Here is a 16,942-nt window from a genome sequence, read left to right as displayed (position 1 = left end):
GATGTTTTTTTTAGATATGTTTATGGACTTTGTATATAAGCATCCACTAATAAGAAAACTTTTGATGTATTTACTATATACAACAGTTGGTATGATTATGGCAATAATTGGTATTTTGTATGTTGATACTGGAGAAATTATATTTGATGCTGATATTTTATTCAATTCTCAAATTTATGCAGCACTCCTTGATAATCATAGAAATGCTATTTATATGTTGATAGTTTTAGAGCAATTTTTGTTTATCGGTGTACTTCTTTGGCAAAATAATAGACTAAGAAATAGATCAAATTGTTCGGTTAAATATGTTCATATCGAAGATATTGCAAGTATATGGCTTCAAAATCAAAGAATTAAAGAGAATATCAAAAAAGAGGTGATGGCAGAGTCGAAAAAAGAATTTAACACTCAAGAGAAAAAACCACCATTATATGTAAATTTCAAAAAACAAAGAAGTAATGAGTTGTTTAATAATATTGTAATGCCTCATATAGATAGATTGCTTGATGAGGAGGTTGATATTATCATAGAACTTTTAAAGCTCATAGAAGATAAAGGAATAGATACTCCAAGTGTTGTAAGTTTTACTGAAAAAGATCCAGAAACCAAATATAAAAAAGACATTTTAACAGAAGATGGACTTACATCGTACCAGATACTTAGAAAAGTATCTTTGTATGATCATACTTTAAATGTTGTAAATTCAATTTACGAAGAGCTTAAAAGACACAGCAAGACAAACTATGTACTTTTACTTGGAAAAGCTATTATCGCAGCACTAGCTCACGATATTGGAAAAATTAAGAAGATGGAAGAGAGACTTGAGAATGTATCTCCAGAGATATTCTCTTCTCAACCTCACCATCAAATATCTAAAATTTTCTTTATGAAAATGTATCCAAATTATAGGGATAGAAAAATTGTTATTGAGGCTATTGAAAATCATCACTCAATTAAAGTTCCAAGTGGAAATGATTTAATTAAACTTTTGATTACAGCTGATAAGGGAGCGAGAGATTTTGAAATTGATGAGTATTTTAAATCAGATGGAAAGCAAGAAAAACTTATCTCTAAAAGAGAGAAAAAACAAGTTGCCTTAAATGACAAGGAGCAAGAACCAGTAACGATTGAAGCTCAATCAGTTAAAGAAGAGGTAAAAGACTTAGACAATGAAAACAAAGTGTTAAAAGACCAGCTCGCAAAAGTTTTAGTAGAGAACAGATTACTTGAGGATAAGGCCTCTAAATGTCATTTAACCAGAGCTTTTACAAGAGCGACTTATGATCAAGAAGTGGAAAAGTATTTCAATGAAAACAAAGATACATTAGCACTTGCGTTTATAGATGCAGATAAGTTTAAATCTATAAATGACACATACGGACATCATACTGGAGATGAAGTTCTTAAACATATGGTAGATACTATGTTTAAAGCTACAAGAGATAATGATGGAAGAGTGTATCGATATGGAGGAGAAGAGTTTTTAATACTATTCCCTAAAATACAAAAGGAAGAGTTTGAGGCTCAACTTGAAAAGCTTAGAAGTCAAATAGAACAAAGCTCATTAAGCATTGACGGAAAAGATATTAAATATACGATTAGTATTGGAGCTGGACTTGCAAAAGATTATAGCAATGTAAAAGAACTTGCTAAAAAAGTAGATGAAGCAGTCTATAAAGCAAAAGAGCAGGGAAGAAATAGAGTTGTTTTTGCAGATGCTGAAAAGTCTAAAGATGAAACCAAAGAACCTCAACAACCACAAGCAAAAAGAATAGTTGCCTTAAATGATTTTGGTATAGCTGATGATTTCACAGATATGATGGAGGAAAATTTAAACAATCAACTAAAGCAACCAGAAAAACAGACAGCAGTAGTTAAAGAAGAACAAAAAAAGAAGAAAGATTTACCTCAAAAAAAAGCTAAACAAACCAATATAGACTTTGATGAGGATAAAGATTATGAAACTGATGAGGCTTTTAATATTGAGGAGTATGAGAATAAAATACTTGAGGAGCTAAAATTAAAGATTAATACTAGCAAAGATTTTGGTTATAAAATGATGTTTTATTCAATCTCATATAAAGATATGATTTTATTCAATCTTAGTACGGTTACAGAAGCGGTTGAAAATGCAGTAGGCTTTAAAAGTAATAGCAAAGAGCTTACAATGTATTTTATAAGAGAATATAGAAAAAGAGGGGATATAGGTTTCGTTGATATTGCAAATAATTATATAACATCAAAATTTTATATAGAGTTTAATGGTAAAACTATTGATTTTGATGCCGTACCAATTTTTGCTAGAGTTTTTGATATGAATGAAAATGACCTTTATCAATTAAAATTATCAGACGATAATACAAAAGATGCAAGAGTCTTAACAAGTAGTGAGGTAGAAAAATGAATGAGCTTTACATCTGGCATTTTGCAGGAATAGTGTTGGTCGTAATGCTCTCACAATTCAAAAATAGATTACTTGATAAAGGTGGAATATGGAGTGTGTTCTTTTGGGGAATTATGGATACACTCCCTCACGAAACGGCTCATTGGATAGTAGCATCTTTAACTGGTGGCCGTCCTTATGGTTTTTCAATAATTCCTAAAAAGATACCTTATGTTGATGCAAGCGGACAAGATAGAATTTTATGGGATTTTGGAAGCGTTCAAGCTTATGTATCTTTTTATAATGCAGCTGCTATTGGTATGGCTCCACTTATGTTACTTGGAGGGGCTTTTCTAACTTACACTTATTATTTTGAGTTTATGCCAAATGAATGGTGGAGTATATTACTTTTTTACTGGATTTTATATATTCTTATTGCTAACTCAATGCCTAGTACACAAGATTTTAAAGTAGCATTATCTCAAAATAGTTGGTTGTTTTATTTGATATTTATAGGTATTGGTTTTATTGCTTATGAATATGTTATTAAAGAGTTAATAAACAAAGGAGGTATTTAGTATGTCAAAAAAAACTAAAAAAAGAGTGGATATGCTTAATAAGTCTAATTCAAAAGTTGTCTATCTCGATACAAGAGAAGCAGAGCTTATGTATGAACTTCTTATTAAAACTAATGATGTTTTCAAGGAACTTAGAAAAGCAGGAGGAAATCAAATTGAATTTAACGAAGCAGATGCAATAATTAAAAAGTTCCAGAATATGATGCTTAAAACATCCGATGTCTTGAGTTTTATATCAGACAAAACTGGAAAGGAGTACAGCGAGCCATTTATGCTTGCAAAGATTAGAAACGATTTATCAAAAGGAGAATAAAAAGATGAAATTTTTGTCAATTATTTTTTTTATATGTAATATCACTCTAATGGCAAATGCAAATTATTACGAAGAAGCAGGAAAGCATTTTGGTATAGATCCAAGGTTGCTATGGTCTATTGCTAAGATTGAAAGCAAACATAACCCAAATGCAGTAAATGTTAATACAAATGGTACCGAAGATATAGGGATAATGCAAATAAATACTGTACATCTTCCATCCCTTGAAAAATATGGTATCTCAAGAGATGATTTATTTGAACCAAGGACTAACATATTCGTTGGGGCGTGGGTACTTCAAGGATGTTTCAAAAAGCACGGTTTTAGTAAAAATGCTATTACTTGCTACAATGGAAGAATAAAAGATAATCCATACGGAGACAAAGTATTAAGTGCATTTTTTGAAGCGGAAAAGAAATATGCCTCAAACTAATTGACTTTTTAGAATAATTTTTGCTAAAATTCAGCATTATTATATCTTTATAATAAGTTGATGAAGTTCAACAAACCAAAATACGCACCGTCCGTATTTGTTGGACTTGTTAGGCAATACCTAATAAATGAAGAACGGTAATGTGGAAATATCGGTTATTTTACATTAGCCGATGTAAAACCCCTCTAATTGCGGGAAAGTACCCTTATATGTAAAATACAGAAAAAGGGATAACCTTGATACGGTTACTTGAAAGTATCACAAGTATTAGTTAATACTTGATAAGTCTTGCTTGAGAAAAGCGTAAGCTCCTCGTTCACAATATTTTTATTGTGTTCACCGCACTTGCACAGAAATGTAAAGCCTTAATTTATAAGGTGCAAGGTAGCAACATCGGTAATGCGATGTGGATGGTAAAAACAGCAAGAATAGAGACAATCTAATAAACGCAGCGAAGATCCTAAGTCATATTGATATGGATTGTGTTCAGAGACTATCGAAAGCTATCCTTGAGAGTTTTCAAGGAGAAAATAAGGCATAAAACTTTTTATGCACGAAGCGAGTAGAGTAAATTGCAAACGCATACACTTATATTCCTCTTTTTATCAAAACAATCAAACACAAAATCAAAATGAAACAAATGAGGAGAAATGACAATGGCAAAAGAAAAATTTAATGGCCAAGGTAATGAGACAAGGGCAGACTCAAGAGGTAACTCAAGAGGTGGCCAAGGTAATGATAGAAGAAACCCAGTGAGAGATCGTGTTCAACAAAAAATCGATCTTTTACAAAAACATCCAAACGCACAAGTTTTCGTCAAAAATTCAAGAGTAGGTGATCAACTCTTTAGAGCAATTAAAATCATCGATGCAGCCGACACTAACATTAGAGATGAGTGGGGCTTCAATGTAACTGAAACGCAAATGAAAAAATGGAATGATGACATCCAAAAACTAATCGAATTGGCAGAAAAAGTAAGAGACGCTGGTATCGAGCTTGTTGCCAATAGTAAAGATGTTAGAGATGTAGAGGTAATGGCTCTTAAAAAAGAGGTTAGTGATTTTCTTGATAAAAAAGCTGAAAAAGAAACAGCAAAAGAGTCAAGTGTTGCTGATAAAAAAAGCTCTAAGTAATAATTAAATGGCGGTTGAGCGTAATATAAGTGTATAGGCAGTTGAAACGGGGGGCTTTACTATTTTCCTTTTGGGAAATAGTATTGAATATATAGTCCGTTCCTTATGGAGACATAGGGCAGTCCTTATAATAAAATTCTTCAAAAATACTTCAAAACAAAACTTCAAAACTTTACACATAAAATCTTCAAAACAAAACTTCCATTGCAGGAAAACACAATATAAGTATTTTGATATAAGGACGAGCATAGAAATTGCGGATCTATGCTGAACTCAAAGTAATGGTAGTCCAAATTATGGACTTAGAAATGACTTTAATGATGCAATGGAGGTGAAAAAAATCACACAGAAATGACTTAATGGGTAGCAAAATGGGAAATGTAGTTGAACCAAATTATCTGGTTCTTTAAAATGCAAAATGCAAATTTAGTCTCAAAATGAGACTTTCACAAAATGACAAAAATGGAGAAATGTAAAATGAAAACAGTAATGTTTGCAATGGTATTTTTAGCAGCGTTGAGCTTTGGTAAAAGCTTTGTATCCAATATGGATAAAACTATTGACGGTATGCAAGCTCACAACAACCAAATTGAAGCTTACTACGCTCAAATAAATACTAAATAATGGAGGAAATGAAAAATGGAATTTACACGAAATCTAAAGGGAACATCTCAAGAAGCAGACGAGCTTTTTGAAAACTTCAATGTAAGATGGATAGAGCCAGTTGGAGATGGAAAATTTAAAGTAGTGTTGAGAGTTAGAGAGGAGTTTAAAATTCCACGAACAAACTCTATGAAAAAAATGAGAGATGAGTTAGTTTCGCAAGGCGAATATTACAAACTCAATCAAAAGTAAAATGGGAGAAATGACAATGCAAAATATGGAAATAATTGATGATAATGGAACAATTCACACTGGTTGTGAAGAAGAGATGAGATCTGCTTTTGCTGCAATGATTGACAATGCTGATTACTTTGACACAAAGAAAGCATTTAAAGAGGCTAAAAAAACTTATGCCACTGAGTGGACTGGTGATTTAAAGCTTATAGTTGTAGTGGAGGTAGCAAAATGAAACATATCATTGAAATAACAACAGAATGGTGGAACAACGAAAATCCAAAACTTGAAATCAAAACATCTCATAGAGAAGTTTTAGAAGAAGAGGGAATTAATAGAGTTGTGGAAATGATGAAAGATGGTTACACAAGTGGTGAGTTAAATCATAATCTTTGCTTGGATCAAAATGATCCAGATGAGGGAATTGATTACTCTGGTTTTTGGTCATTAACGACTAAAACAATAGCTTAATGCAAATAATAAAAAAACAAATGAAGAAATGGAGAAATGACAATGTACAACACAGTAATTATGGTAGGAAATTTAACTAGAGATATTGAGCTGAGATATGCTCAAAGTGGTGCTGCAATAGCTAAATCGGCGATAGCTACTTCTTACAAGTACAAAACGCAAAATGGCGAACAAAAAGAAGAGGTTTGTTACTTAGACTTTAACATCTTTGGTAGATCGGCGGAAGTTGCTAATCAATACTTGAGAAAGGGATCTAAGGTTCTTTTAGAGGGTAGGTTAGTATTTGAACAATGGACGGCTCAAGATGGTAGCAATAGAAGCAAACACTCTCTTAGAGTAGAAAATATGAAAATGCTTGATACTCAACAAGGTAGCAACACTCAAGAGCAAAATCAAGGTTATGGTTCGGTACCGCAAAATCAAGGAAGTTATAATCAACCTCAAAATGGTGGATATAACAATAACTATCCTCAACAAAAGCAGTACCAACAGCAACAACCAAGACAAGCTCAAGTGCCTCAAAACAATATCCCAGAAATAGATATTGATGAAGATGAGATACCGTTTTAACGGTTCTCTCTTTTCCCTAAATTACAAATCACAATAAATGGAGTAAATGATGAAAATGGAAAATGAAAATGTAGCAAATGTAGCGATTGTGAAAGGATTTATCCACGCTATCGCTTTACCGTTGTTTTTAACGGTTGCTTTGTCTAATATCTTTATTGGCTTGGCTTGGATTATGTTTGTAAGCTACTTATATGCAAGAGTATTTAAAGAGAAACCAGCAGCTTATTGGTTCTTTGGTTTTGCTAAAGGAATGGTTGCTTTTTTCTTGATATTTATATTGCTAGTTTTAGCTTCAACATTGCAATAAGGTGGATGCTATGACTTATTTTAGTGGACTTAGTATCTTAACGCCTGATATGGCAGAAATGTATCGTAAAAACAGAGACCAAGTTAATGAAGAAATGGAGAAATGTAAAATGGAAAAACAAGTAATTAAGAAATCAAGACTTGAGGCTTTTATCGAAAAAAATTTACCAAAAGTTTTAAAAGAGGAAAGTATTGCATCTTTAGGAGACAGAAAGCAGTATGTAGGTAGTAGTGATGTAGGAGGTTGTCTAAGAAAATCATATCTTGATAAAGTAAGAGAGACTGAATACGATATGGCTACTTTAATACGGTTCGAGCGAGGTCATCTATCAGAGGGCATTGTAAGAAAAATGCTTACTGGACTTGAGGTGCAAGAACAAGTAGAAGTTAGAGGAATGGTTCACGGCTTTGGCTTAAAATCACATATTGACTTTATGCTGGAAAACAAGGACGAGTGTGTTGTTGTTGAGGCAAAAAGTGTTGGTTCATCTATCACTGAGCCTTATAGCTCTTGGGTTCTCCAAGTGCAGTACCAGTTACACTTGCTTAGAATTAATCGAAATAAGCCCGTAAGAGCTTATATTATAGCGATTGATTTAAACAGTGGATGGTTTAAGACTTTTGAGGTTGCATACAATGAGACACTTGCACAAATGGCTCTTAGAAGAGCTACGCAGTTGATCAATGCAATTAAACAAAATCAAGAGCCAGAAGCTGAGGAGCAATTATATTGTTCAATGTGTCCGCATAAAGCGGATTGTCCTTTAATGAACGCTGGCGTTGTAGAGGTTCAAGGTGATATGCAACAGTTGGCTAGAGAGCTTGCTGATTTAAACAATCAGAAAAAAGAGCTTGAAAAGATACTTGATGCAAAAAAAGCGGAAATGGAAGAGTTTATGAGAACAGCAAAAATCCAAAAGGTTAGAGCTGCTAACAATGGGCAATTTAATTTTATTTCCCTCACTAATGACCTTTCTTATTCTTCGATTGATACGAAAGTATTAAAACAAGAAGAGCCAGAACTATATGAGCAGCTTTTAGGTAAGTATGGTAAAGAGACATCTCGTAAGGGATATATTCAAGTTAAATAAATGGAGGAATGACGAAATGAAAATCACATATTATGACAATGAAATCAAAAGAGCGAGTGGCTTCTTTGACGAAAATGGTAATCCAGATCCTTATTGCGTTTACGCAGATAGTGGTCAAGGATGTAGGACTGTATGGTTCAAATCAGTAGAGGCGGCAAGAAGAGCAATATTGAGTGAAGAGGGGTTAAAACACGGATACGATTTATTTGATTGTACGAAGTGCGGATGCCACTATTCAGTTACTCAAGATGGATTTAAAAAATATCCTATGCACGCTTGCTCGGATGCAAAAATGGCTTACGCTAAGAGCTTTGAAAAATAATGATGAAATGAGGTAAATGAAAATGACTAGAAAACAAATGCACAGCCAAGCTAAAAAGTATATGGTGGATCTTAAAAAAGACCTTGATCAAGAAATTACTAGGTTGATTGATAGTGGAGCAATAGATTTCGATTTAGAAGATCCAAGATCATTCGGAAAAGTAAAAGCCGTATGCAAAGCAGCAATGGAAAATGTAGCAGATAAGGTGTCTCACTTTAGTAGTGAAACTAAAGAAGATTATCTTAATCTTAAAAAATTTTAATTTAAAAAACAAATGAAGAAATGGAGAAATGACAATGAATAAGCAAATGACAGTAAGAAACGGTAATGGGAATGGTGTAGCGGTTGCAGGTGAAAGATGGTTGAATGACCAAGAAATTGAGTTTGTAAAAAAACAATTTTTCCCACCTAATACTAAAGATAATATGGAGGTTCAGTATTGTCTTGAAGTTGCTAAACAGTTTAATCTAAATCCGATCACGAAACAGATTTATTTTGTTCCGAGAAAAGCCCAAGATGATAACGGTGTATGGCACGAAAAGATAGAACCTCTAGTTGGTAGAGATGGCTTTTTAGCAATCGCACATAGAACTGGAGCTTTTGGAGGTATTGAAACAATATCTACAATTAAAGAGGTTCCTATTCGTGAAAACGGTCAATGGAAGATGAAAAAAGATCTTGTAGGTATATGCAAGGTTTGGCGAACAGATAGTGAAATGCCTTTTATTGTTGAAGTTGCATACGGTGAGTATGTACAAACTAAAAAAGACGGTGAACCGACTAAATTTTGGTCAAGCAAACCAGATACGATGATTAAAAAGGTTGCGGAGTCTCAAGCTCTTAGAAAAGCCTTTAATATATCTGGATTGTATTCCCCAGAAGAGGTTGGCGTTGGTATCGATGATAGAGGAAATGTAACTATTGATGTTGAAACAGTTGATGCTTCAATCGATGTTCAAGCTGAAAATCAAAAGCTCGTAGAGCAAGAGATGGCAGCACTTAATCAGTTAGGGCTTACTTGTGAGTTTAAAGATGGCTATGTAAAAGTAGTTGGTAAAACTTATGGTAAAACCGAACAACTTAAAACGCTAGGATACTCTTATAGCTCAAATAAACAAATCTGGGTTAAAAAGTTATCTTAAATCTTCCCCCTTACTCTTAGCCAGCTCCTTGGGAGCTTGGCTTTCTTTTTACTAAAAATCAAATAAATCAATGCAGAAAATGGAGAAATGGAAATGAAAAATGTAACAGTAGGATTTATATGCAATGTTTATCAACATACTATCAATAGTGATGGTGATTGGGATGGTTATGAAACTCAATGGACTATAAGAGCTGAAACACTTGAGGAAGCTGAGGAATTGCTTTGGAGTAAATGTAATATGCACACAGAGCCGTCCGACTTCATAAAGTTTATTAATCCAATCAATCACGAAATCTATCCTATTGAAAAATATGATGGTATGAGTGCTGAAATCGCTAAATACTTGAGCGAAGCAAAGGAAGCTAATCGAAAAGAGCAAGAGCTTTTAGAGATAGCAAAAAGAGCTAAAGAGAAATTTTTGGAGTCGCTTAAAAAAGCAACAATGGCTACAAGAATGACTTTTTTAGACAGAGAAATGCCTTACTTGGCTTAATACAAAACAAAATGATGAAATGGAGAAAATGACAATGAAAAAATATAGAAAAAATGCTAATGGTAACAATATTAAAGACACACTTCACGATCTTGTACAACTTATGATCGATGAAATGGAAAATGGCACGGGTGAATGGGTTAAAAGTTGGTCGGCTCCTAATGGGTTCCCTCAAAATATGGTGTCTAAAAAACATTATAGAGGATTTAATTCAATCCACTTATCAATGGTTGCTTCGAGAAAAGGTTATGTAGCTCCTTATTGGCTTACATTTAATCAAGTTAAAGAGCTTGGTGGTATGGTTAAAAAGGGAGAAAAATCTACGGACATCTTTTTTTACAAATTCCTTGATAAATCTGAGACTATTAAAGATGAAGAGACTGGCGAGGAGCTTGTTAATCTCAAGCATATACCTCTACTTAGAATGTACAAGGTGTTTAACATCGAGCAAACTGAGGGTATAGAGTATGAACTTCCAGAACCTAACATCAATAATAATGAACGCTATATAAATGCAGAGGATTTTATCCAAAGCACTAAAGCGGACATAAGATACGGTGGTGATAGAGCTTTTTATAGACCATCTGATGACTTTATACAAGTACCAGAAATTCAATTCTTTACCGACAGCGATAATTACTATGCAACGCTTTTGCACGAGCTAACTCACTGGACTGGCCACGATACAAGATTGGATCGTGATAAACACAGTAGATGGGGCGATAATACCTATGCCTTTGAGGAACTTATTGCGGAGCTTGGTGCAGTGTTCTTATGTTCTCATCTTGGTATTAGTATCGAGAAGAATAGACATCCAGAATATCTACAAGGTTGGGTTAGATCATTAAGAGAAGATCCTCAAATACTTTGGAGAGCAGCATCAAAAGCTCAAGAAGCGTTCGACTATGTAGTTAAAGCAGCAGAGGATAACTCAAAATATACTGTTTGGGTTGGTGGTACAGAAGTTACAGATCAATATTTGGATAAATCAAAAGCCGAAGAGATAGCTCAAAGCTATATCGCAAATGGTTACGATGATGTTCAGATAGCAGTTGCATAAGAGAGGTGTGAAATGAGTGGAATGAAAATATTACCGACAAAACACTTTATTGAGAGACTTGGTGAGCGAGCCTTTGATTTATCAGTTATTGCAAAGCTTCATATGGAGCTAGCAAAACAACCTAATGCCAGAATACTTGAGGTATCTACTGGAAATGCAACAGTTGTAGCTGAAATTAAAGAGAATGGTGTAGTTAAGTTGATCACTGGTTGGATCGGAAATAGAAAAAACAAAATGGAGAAATGACAATGGAATGGGATGTAATAGATACATATACAAGAGCGGAAGCAATAGAGGATGGTGTTTTAATTGATGTAACTGAAATGGCAAAAGAGGCTAAGATTAAATATCCAGTCGCTTTAAGCGAGGCAGTTTATGCAAAGATTGAAGATAAACCAGACCTTGAAGATATTGACGGACGAACTTGGGATGTGGTATGGATGCTCAGATGTGCCATCACTGGAGCAATTCCATCAAAAAAAGTCGGTGAGAGTTTGATTTATTTCAAACTGATACTTAACGACAGTAATGTTGATTATGGTAACTTCAAGCCTAAAGAAATCACTCTTAAAGCTTTGGTGCACGGTGGTGATGCTGGCGAGCCAGTTATTACAGTTATGTTGCCAGAGGAGGATTGATTATGGCTAGAAGTTTTGAAAAAGAAAGAGAAAATGTAAAGTATAAAGAGTGTGGCTCATTTAATGTAGCTTTGGACTTCGTGTTGTTTAAAGATGACAGCAGTGAGTGGCAAGTTAGCATAGAGTGGACTGATGGTGCTCCAAGTACAGATATGGATTATAAAACTTATGATGAAGCTCTAGCGGAATATAACCGTTGGGGTTTTTAATCTTGCAATAATGAAGAAATGGAGAAATAGAAAATGGATAAAAAACAGTTAAAAATCATCACAAAAGAGTATGCAGAGTGCTATACGAAGCTTTTAAACAATGAAATTAAAAAGTTGATTGAAAGTGAAATTATAGAAGCTGATATTGATTGGGAAAGAGCGTATGAGTTGCGAAGAGCAATAACTAAGGTCGCATTGGAAAATGTAACTTCTAGGATATGGGATTTCCGATTAGGTGTTGAAGAAGATTATAAAAATCTTCAAAAACTATAATAAACAAATGATGAAATGGAGCTATGAAATGTTTAATGCAAATAAATACTCTACTAAAGAGTTAATTGAAATGGAATTGAGAGATATGCCATATAGTGAAACTAAAGATAATATCGTAGGTTTTGCTTTGCAGCTTGTAGAAAATGAAGCTTATTATGTTGCCGAAGCAGTTGCAGAGGCTATCTTGCACTATAAAGATGATGAAAATGATACGCAATCAGTTCAATGCAATATGTGTATGTGGCGAGGTGATGAAGAGGAACTAACACTTGAAAAAGAGGAAGATGAAACTTTTAAAGCTTGCCCTAATTGCAAAACAGATGCCTACCTTATGGATCTTCCAGTAGGAGGTGTGCAGTGCAAAGCGTAGTATCTTATCCAGATAGAGGAAAATGGGGAAAATCAAATTGGCGTGGTAACACATCTGGCCATATTATCGTTGATCTTATTGATCACTTCAAACCTAAACTTTTTGTTGATGTTTGTGAGGGTAGCGGTACTAGCGGTGAGGTGTGTAAAGATATGGGGATCCAATATGTAGGGCTTGACTTGCATAAAGGTAACGACTTCACGAGAGACTTTGTTCTCTCTCAGTTGCCTCGTCCTGCTGATATATGTTTTTCTCATCCGCCTTATGCAAATATGATCCAGTATTCTGGAGCAGTATGGGGAAATAATCCAATAGACGGTGATACTTCTTTATGTGGAGCTGATGAGTTTATAGAAAAATCACAAGTGATGCTCTTAAACCAGCGTGAAGCTACACGAGATGGAGGTATTTATACAACGCTAATCGGTGATATGCGTAAAAATGGTGAGTATAGATCGTTTCAGGCAGATTTTATCCAGATGATGCCAAAAAGCGAGCTTTTAAATGTTGTAATCAAGGTACAACACAATATGATGAGTAATAGCACACAATACAATGGAGCTAGGTTCATTCCAATTACTCACGAGTACCTTATCATCTGGAAAAAAACGGCTAAATCACTCTTTGCAGTTACTTGGGATAAAGCTAAAGAAATTAAGAGACAAATTGCAGCAACTTGGCGTTCCGCTATTCGTGTTGCTTTGATGAAACTTGGTGGAAGAGCTGCTCTCAAGGATATTTATGCCGAAGTCGAACAAATCGCTCAAAATCTAATCCAAAACAATAAAAACTGGCAAGCAAAAGTGAGACAGCAGTTGCAATATCACTTTACCAGTGTTGAGAGAGGAGTATGGGCAGCATAAAAATTCATAAATGGAGAAATGTAAAATGGAAAAATACGACTTAGACAAATTGAATGAATTGGATATTGTAGAAGTGTTGGAGGCGATGGGTGCTAAACCATCAAAATCAAATAAACTATTGCATTGTCCTAATACAAATGCTCATTCTCACGGAGACAAACATCCGTCTATGGGCTTTGATAAAGGGAAAAATATATGCAAGTGTTTTGTATGCGATTTAAGTGGTAATCCAGTTACTGTTGCAACTAAACACTTTAATAATGACTTTAAAAAAGCTTGTGAGTTTCTACACGAAACTTTTGGGGTACCGTATCTTAGCGGCGAAGTATCTCACCAGCCACACAAGCGAATACAACCGCCAAAACCAAAAGGAAAACAGTATTGGTCTTTTGATAGCAATAAGAAATTTGCAAAAGTGCTTATCAAAGATTTTCTCCCTAAATACCCTAATATGAGTGAGCTACAAAGATTAAAACTTATCTATACTTTTGTATATCGGTTCAGTTTAACAACTGATCAGAGAGGTAAGTTATCTTGGTACAGCTCAAGGGGATTAAGTGGTAGTAAATTTTTGGAGTATCTTGGGTTTCTCTCAAAAAGCGACATCGATAACTTGGTGGAGCAGCTATTAAAATACTTTTCTTTAGAAGAGTTACAAAGATTGAAATTGCTTGACCTCGTAGGTGGGTGGAAGTACGGCTACAATGTAGTTGTAGTGCCTTCCTTTGATTTATATAGCGATATGATAGAGGGCTTTATGCTCAGATATACTGATAATCGTCCTAAAGGGAAAGAGGTAAATGTGTCTTGCACGGATATATCTTTTCCGTTGCCTTTTGGACTAGGGAGAAAAACACTTCAACAGTGTAAAACTCTTTGGCTCACTGAGGGGCATATAGACGGTTTATCAATCGCTACTCAAAGCGAGTGTTTCGTATCTTTTGCAGGTACTTACTCTTATAAAGAGGAGATGCTCGGTTTATTGAGAGGGAAAACGGTAATCGTTGCATACGATAAGGATAAAGCAGGCCAAGAGGCTCAAACGGTTCTTATTGAACGATTACAAAAAGCTGGAGTAAATTACAAAATAGCGAGTTGGGATGCCAAAGATGGCGAGGATCTAAACGACTTGCTTGTGAATGGAAAAATAAACAAGATCCAAACAATATAAATAATTCAATGTAAAAATGGAGAAATGACAAAATGAAAAATGTAGTAAATGAAACAATGGAAACATCAAGCCAGTTATTTGAACTTGTAGATTTTGGTGCGGCGTTAAAACCGTTAGAAAGAACACATCCTCAAAGTTTTCCTTGCGGTGGTTATGGCTATATGCAAATTGACTATCTTGAGAGCGATTACGATGGGGTGTTTCCTACAAAGGCAAGCTGGGCTAAATATGCTAAGTCGGTGGATGAAGATGGTGCATCATATATCTTATCTAAGATGCTTGGAGGCTCTAAAAAGCTAAAAGGCGACATCGGTTATTGCCAATGCGAGAGGGAAGCGTGGTACGAGGATACTTGTACTATGACATTTAAAGAACCAATCAAAATGGTAGTAGGCGGTTACAGATCTGGAGAGGGTAAATGGATAGACATTATCGAGGAGGTAGATTATCTCAAGGGCGAAATTACTTACGAGTGGTTATGGTCAAGAGGTGATGAGAGAGCTTCGGCAATCGAAATCTACTTACACATTAAAGACTACGGCAAACTTGATGGAGGTGTAAAATGTGCGTAATTAAAAATGAACTAATCGGGAAAAAAGTAAAACTCACAGAAGAGTTTGCTACTGAATATTACTATGACAGACCTTATGCAAATAAGGTTCTTACAGTTGTTGAACTAATCCCCTCTTATAAAGAAGATGACATCAAAAAAGAGTTTGGATACAACAGAGTCGTTTTAAAAGACGAGGATGGAAATATCTATGATGATGACATCGAGGAGTGGGGAGTAAAAGAAGTCGAAATGACAGAGACAACTTTTGAAGTTTGTCCGCATTGCGATGACGAGGTACAACTAAAGTCTCAATTTGAGGCTCAGGTTTGCCCGTCTTGCAATACCATTATTCTACCGTGCTCTATATGCCCAGTTAATGATAATTGTCTAAATTGTCCTCTAAAAAATCATAGTGTAGAAGATGTTTACAACAAGCATTTCAATAAGATGCTTGAGGGAACTGGATACACTGCTTGCTTTGTTGAAACATCGGAACTTTACGGTGAAGATGATGACGAAGTAGATGAGGATGATCCTTATTATATGTTGCCTATGTATGAGGCTCATATTGAAGATGAGAATGAGGATGAGCTAGATGACACTTGGACTGGTAGATATTGTGAAGCTGCATCCGTAGCCGAGGAACTTGAAGCCTTTATAAGTGAGTTATTGGAGCAAAACGAGAACAGTAGTGATGAGGGAGAAAAACAAATCATAGGGATACAAGATGTTGAAAGTTCACAAGCTTTTGAAATCGTTGAAGAGCTTATTGAAAAGTTTAACTCTGGAAGATTGATACATTTTGATCAAAAGAGTGCTTTAGTTCTTTGGTATCACACAACTAAGAATGAGTATATCGTTCATAATGTGTACAAAGGATTAGATAAATGGGTTCTGGAGAACGGCAACTATCTTGATGATGCAGACGATGCGATGTTGGCTTTTCTCAAAAGAAAAGGTAAAAAACTTAGCATATCTGTAAACTTATCGGAAGAGGACATTGAGGATCTACGAAGTGGATCTGTATTCAACTGGACTTATCCAGATGAGAGCGGTATTGAGGTTGATGTTGAGCTTTATCAAGGCGATGAAGAAGCTTAAAAACACACATAAAAAATAAATGATGAAATGAGGTAATGAAAATGAAAACTTTAGTGATAAATGAAAAAAATGTTGGATATGTAAAAATCTTCAAAGACGAAATAAAAGACTTTGCGGATTTTAGAGATTATAAAAATCTTCCAAATGCGGTAGTTGAGAGAGAGGGAACAGCTGATGAGTATGTTGTTTTCAAAACTTTTGACCTATCAAAAGCAATTCATAAAAAAAGCTATTTGCTTCAAGAGAGAAATTCTTGGTACGAAACTGCTTCTGCTGTAAATTTAGGAGTTTTCAGTTCTATCGAAAACGCACTAAAAGCGGCAAAAAAAGAGTATGGAGAACTAAGACAAGACGGATCACGCTTCAACTATGAACCTATTAAAAATCCAAACGATGTAACTATTTACATTATTGAATTTGAAACAGATGAATTTGGGGAGGTGTGAGATGACTTTGATTGAAGTAAAAGGCACTTTTAAAGACACAAATGAACAGTTCACAGCTGATGCAGCTATCGGACAATGGGATGGAGTGTCTGATGACGACCACATTTTTTACTGGTTTGATGATTTTGACAAGGTTGTAGGAGAACATCCAGACTTTATCATATCGTCATACAAGGAGGTATGA

28 protein-coding genes are annotated in these 16,942 nt (G+C 34.8%); all 28 read left to right on the top strand.

All coding sequences use genetic code 11. The annotated features are described in order from the left end of the window. Position 1: 1 nt before the first annotated feature. Positions 2-2,404, top strand: coding sequence for a diguanylate cyclase (locus CIG1485E_RS09250; protein WP_051871014.1), 2,403 nt, complete (start codon positions 2-4; stop codon positions 2,402-2,404). Then, positions 2,401-2,961, top strand: coding sequence for a hypothetical protein (locus tag CIG1485E_RS08875; protein ID WP_041572708.1), 561 nt, complete (start codon positions 2,401-2,403; stop codon positions 2,959-2,961). The genes CIG1485E_RS09250 and CIG1485E_RS08875 overlap by 4 nt, the downstream gene beginning before the upstream one ends. 1 nt (position 2,962) lies before the next feature. Further along, on the top strand, positions 2,963-3,274 hold the full coding sequence (locus tag CIG1485E_RS08870; RefSeq protein ID WP_051871013.1) for a hypothetical protein: 312 nt from the start codon (positions 2,963-2,965) through the stop codon (positions 3,272-3,274). Positions 3,275-3,278: 4 nt separating this feature from the next. Continuing rightward, positions 3,279-3,707: a lytic transglycosylase domain-containing protein gene (locus CIG1485E_RS08865; RefSeq protein ID WP_041572707.1), complete on the top strand. Its 429-nt coding sequence runs from the start codon at positions 3,279-3,281 to the stop codon at positions 3,705-3,707. Positions 3,708-4,363: 656 nt separating this feature from the next. After that, positions 4,364-4,840 carry a hypothetical protein gene (locus CIG1485E_RS08860; RefSeq protein WP_041572706.1) on the top strand — a complete coding sequence of 159 codons (477 nt, stop codon included), beginning with the start codon at positions 4,364-4,366 and terminating at the stop codon, positions 4,838-4,840. A gap of 477 nt (positions 4,841-5,317) precedes the next feature. Further along, complete coding sequence (locus CIG1485E_RS09485) at positions 5,318-5,464, top strand: hypothetical protein (protein WP_158336139.1); 147 nt, start codon at positions 5,318-5,320, stop codon at positions 5,462-5,464. 15 nt (positions 5,465-5,479) lie between these two features. Next, on the top strand, positions 5,480-5,695 hold the full coding sequence (locus tag CIG1485E_RS08855) for a hypothetical protein (RefSeq protein ID WP_041572705.1): 216 nt from the start codon (positions 5,480-5,482) through the stop codon (positions 5,693-5,695). A 1-nt stretch (position 5,696) separates the two neighbouring features. Continuing rightward, positions 5,697-5,912, top strand: a complete 216-nt coding sequence (locus tag CIG1485E_RS08850; protein ID WP_041572704.1) for a hypothetical protein — start codon at positions 5,697-5,699, stop codon at positions 5,910-5,912. Beyond that, on the top strand, positions 5,909-6,148 hold the full coding sequence (locus CIG1485E_RS08845) for a hypothetical protein (protein ID WP_041572703.1): 240 nt from the start codon (positions 5,909-5,911) through the stop codon (positions 6,146-6,148). Before CIG1485E_RS08850 ends, CIG1485E_RS08845 begins: the two co-directional genes overlap by 4 nt. Positions 6,149-6,190: 42 nt before the next feature. Beyond that, positions 6,191-6,718 carry a single-stranded DNA-binding protein gene (locus CIG1485E_RS08840; protein WP_041572702.1) on the top strand — a complete coding sequence of 176 codons (528 nt, stop codon included), beginning with the start codon at positions 6,191-6,193 and terminating at the stop codon, positions 6,716-6,718. Positions 6,719-6,764: 46 nt separating this feature from the next. Further along, positions 6,765-7,025 (top strand): hypothetical protein, encoded by a 261-nt coding sequence (locus CIG1485E_RS08835; protein WP_144242200.1) that lies wholly within the window; start codon positions 6,765-6,767, stop codon positions 7,023-7,025. 10 nt (positions 7,026-7,035) lie between these two features. Further along, positions 7,036-8,115, top strand: coding sequence for a Dna2/Cas4 domain-containing protein (locus CIG1485E_RS08830; RefSeq protein ID WP_235183881.1), 1,080 nt, complete (start codon positions 7,036-7,038; stop codon positions 8,113-8,115). A 16-nt stretch (positions 8,116-8,131) separates the two neighbouring features. Further along, positions 8,132-8,437, top strand: coding sequence for a hypothetical protein (locus tag CIG1485E_RS08825; RefSeq protein ID WP_041572700.1), 306 nt, complete (start codon positions 8,132-8,134; stop codon positions 8,435-8,437). Between the two features lie 16 nt (positions 8,438-8,453). Further along, positions 8,454-8,699 carry a hypothetical protein gene (locus CIG1485E_RS08820; RefSeq protein ID WP_041572699.1) on the top strand — a complete coding sequence of 82 codons (246 nt, stop codon included), beginning with the start codon at positions 8,454-8,456 and terminating at the stop codon, positions 8,697-8,699. A 34-nt stretch (positions 8,700-8,733) separates the two neighbouring features. Then, positions 8,734-9,579 carry a phage recombination protein Bet gene (gene bet / locus CIG1485E_RS08815; RefSeq protein WP_041572698.1) on the top strand — a complete coding sequence of 282 codons (846 nt, stop codon included), beginning with the start codon at positions 8,734-8,736 and terminating at the stop codon, positions 9,577-9,579. A 93-nt stretch (positions 9,580-9,672) separates the two neighbouring features. After that, positions 9,673-10,074 (top strand): hypothetical protein, encoded by a 402-nt coding sequence (locus CIG1485E_RS08810; RefSeq protein ID WP_041572697.1) that lies wholly within the window; start codon positions 9,673-9,675, stop codon positions 10,072-10,074. Between the two features lie 34 nt (positions 10,075-10,108). Then, positions 10,109-11,134: an ArdC family protein gene (locus tag CIG1485E_RS08805; RefSeq protein WP_158336135.1), complete on the top strand. Its 1,026-nt coding sequence runs from the start codon at positions 10,109-10,111 to the stop codon at positions 11,132-11,134. A 12-nt stretch (positions 11,135-11,146) separates the two neighbouring features. Further along, positions 11,147-11,380 carry a hypothetical protein gene (locus tag CIG1485E_RS08800; RefSeq protein WP_041572696.1) on the top strand — a complete coding sequence of 78 codons (234 nt, stop codon included), beginning with the start codon at positions 11,147-11,149 and terminating at the stop codon, positions 11,378-11,380. A gap of 2 nt (positions 11,381-11,382) precedes the next feature. Further along, complete coding sequence (locus tag CIG1485E_RS08795) at positions 11,383-11,772, top strand: DUF6573 family protein (RefSeq protein ID WP_051871011.1); 390 nt, start codon at positions 11,383-11,385, stop codon at positions 11,770-11,772. A 2-nt stretch (positions 11,773-11,774) separates the two neighbouring features. Further along, entirely contained in the window at positions 11,775-11,981 is a 207-nt protein-coding gene (locus CIG1485E_RS08790; protein WP_041572694.1) for a hypothetical protein, read from the top strand. Positions 11,982-12,014: 33 nt separating this feature from the next. Further along, on the top strand, positions 12,015-12,254 hold the full coding sequence (locus CIG1485E_RS08785) for a hypothetical protein (RefSeq protein WP_041572693.1): 240 nt from the start codon (positions 12,015-12,017) through the stop codon (positions 12,252-12,254). A 70-nt stretch (positions 12,255-12,324) separates the two neighbouring features. Next, positions 12,325-12,624, top strand: coding sequence for a hypothetical protein (locus CIG1485E_RS08780; protein WP_144242199.1), 300 nt, complete (start codon positions 12,325-12,327; stop codon positions 12,622-12,624). Beyond that, positions 12,612-13,487: a hypothetical protein gene (locus CIG1485E_RS08775; protein ID WP_041572691.1), complete on the top strand. Its 876-nt coding sequence runs from the start codon at positions 12,612-12,614 to the stop codon at positions 13,485-13,487. The genes CIG1485E_RS08780 and CIG1485E_RS08775 overlap by 13 nt, the downstream gene beginning before the upstream one ends. A 25-nt stretch (positions 13,488-13,512) precedes the next feature. Further along, a complete protein-coding gene (locus CIG1485E_RS08770; RefSeq protein WP_041572690.1) occupies positions 13,513-14,658 on the top strand; it encodes a toprim domain-containing protein in 1,146 nt (381 codons plus the stop codon). Between the two features lie 32 nt (positions 14,659-14,690). After that, a complete protein-coding gene (locus CIG1485E_RS08765; protein ID WP_041572689.1) occupies positions 14,691-15,230 on the top strand; it encodes a hypothetical protein in 540 nt (179 codons plus the stop codon). Then, positions 15,221-16,312: a hypothetical protein gene (locus CIG1485E_RS08760; RefSeq protein ID WP_041572688.1), complete on the top strand. Its 1,092-nt coding sequence runs from the start codon at positions 15,221-15,223 to the stop codon at positions 16,310-16,312. Before CIG1485E_RS08765 ends, CIG1485E_RS08760 begins: the two co-directional genes overlap by 10 nt. 41 nt (positions 16,313-16,353) lie before the next feature. Next, a complete protein-coding gene (locus CIG1485E_RS08755) occupies positions 16,354-16,758 on the top strand; it encodes a hypothetical protein (protein WP_041572687.1) in 405 nt (134 codons plus the stop codon). Further along, entirely contained in the window at positions 16,745-16,942 is a 198-nt protein-coding gene (locus tag CIG1485E_RS08750) for a hypothetical protein (protein WP_144242198.1), read from the top strand. Before CIG1485E_RS08755 ends, CIG1485E_RS08750 begins: the two co-directional genes overlap by 14 nt.

Origin of the sequence: Campylobacter iguaniorum (assembly GCF_000736415.1) — a bacterium.
In the GTDB taxonomy this organism is placed as follows: domain Bacteria; phylum Campylobacterota; class Campylobacteria; order Campylobacterales; family Campylobacteraceae; genus Campylobacter; species Campylobacter iguaniorum.
This window is presented reverse-complemented; position numbering and strand designations above follow the sequence as displayed.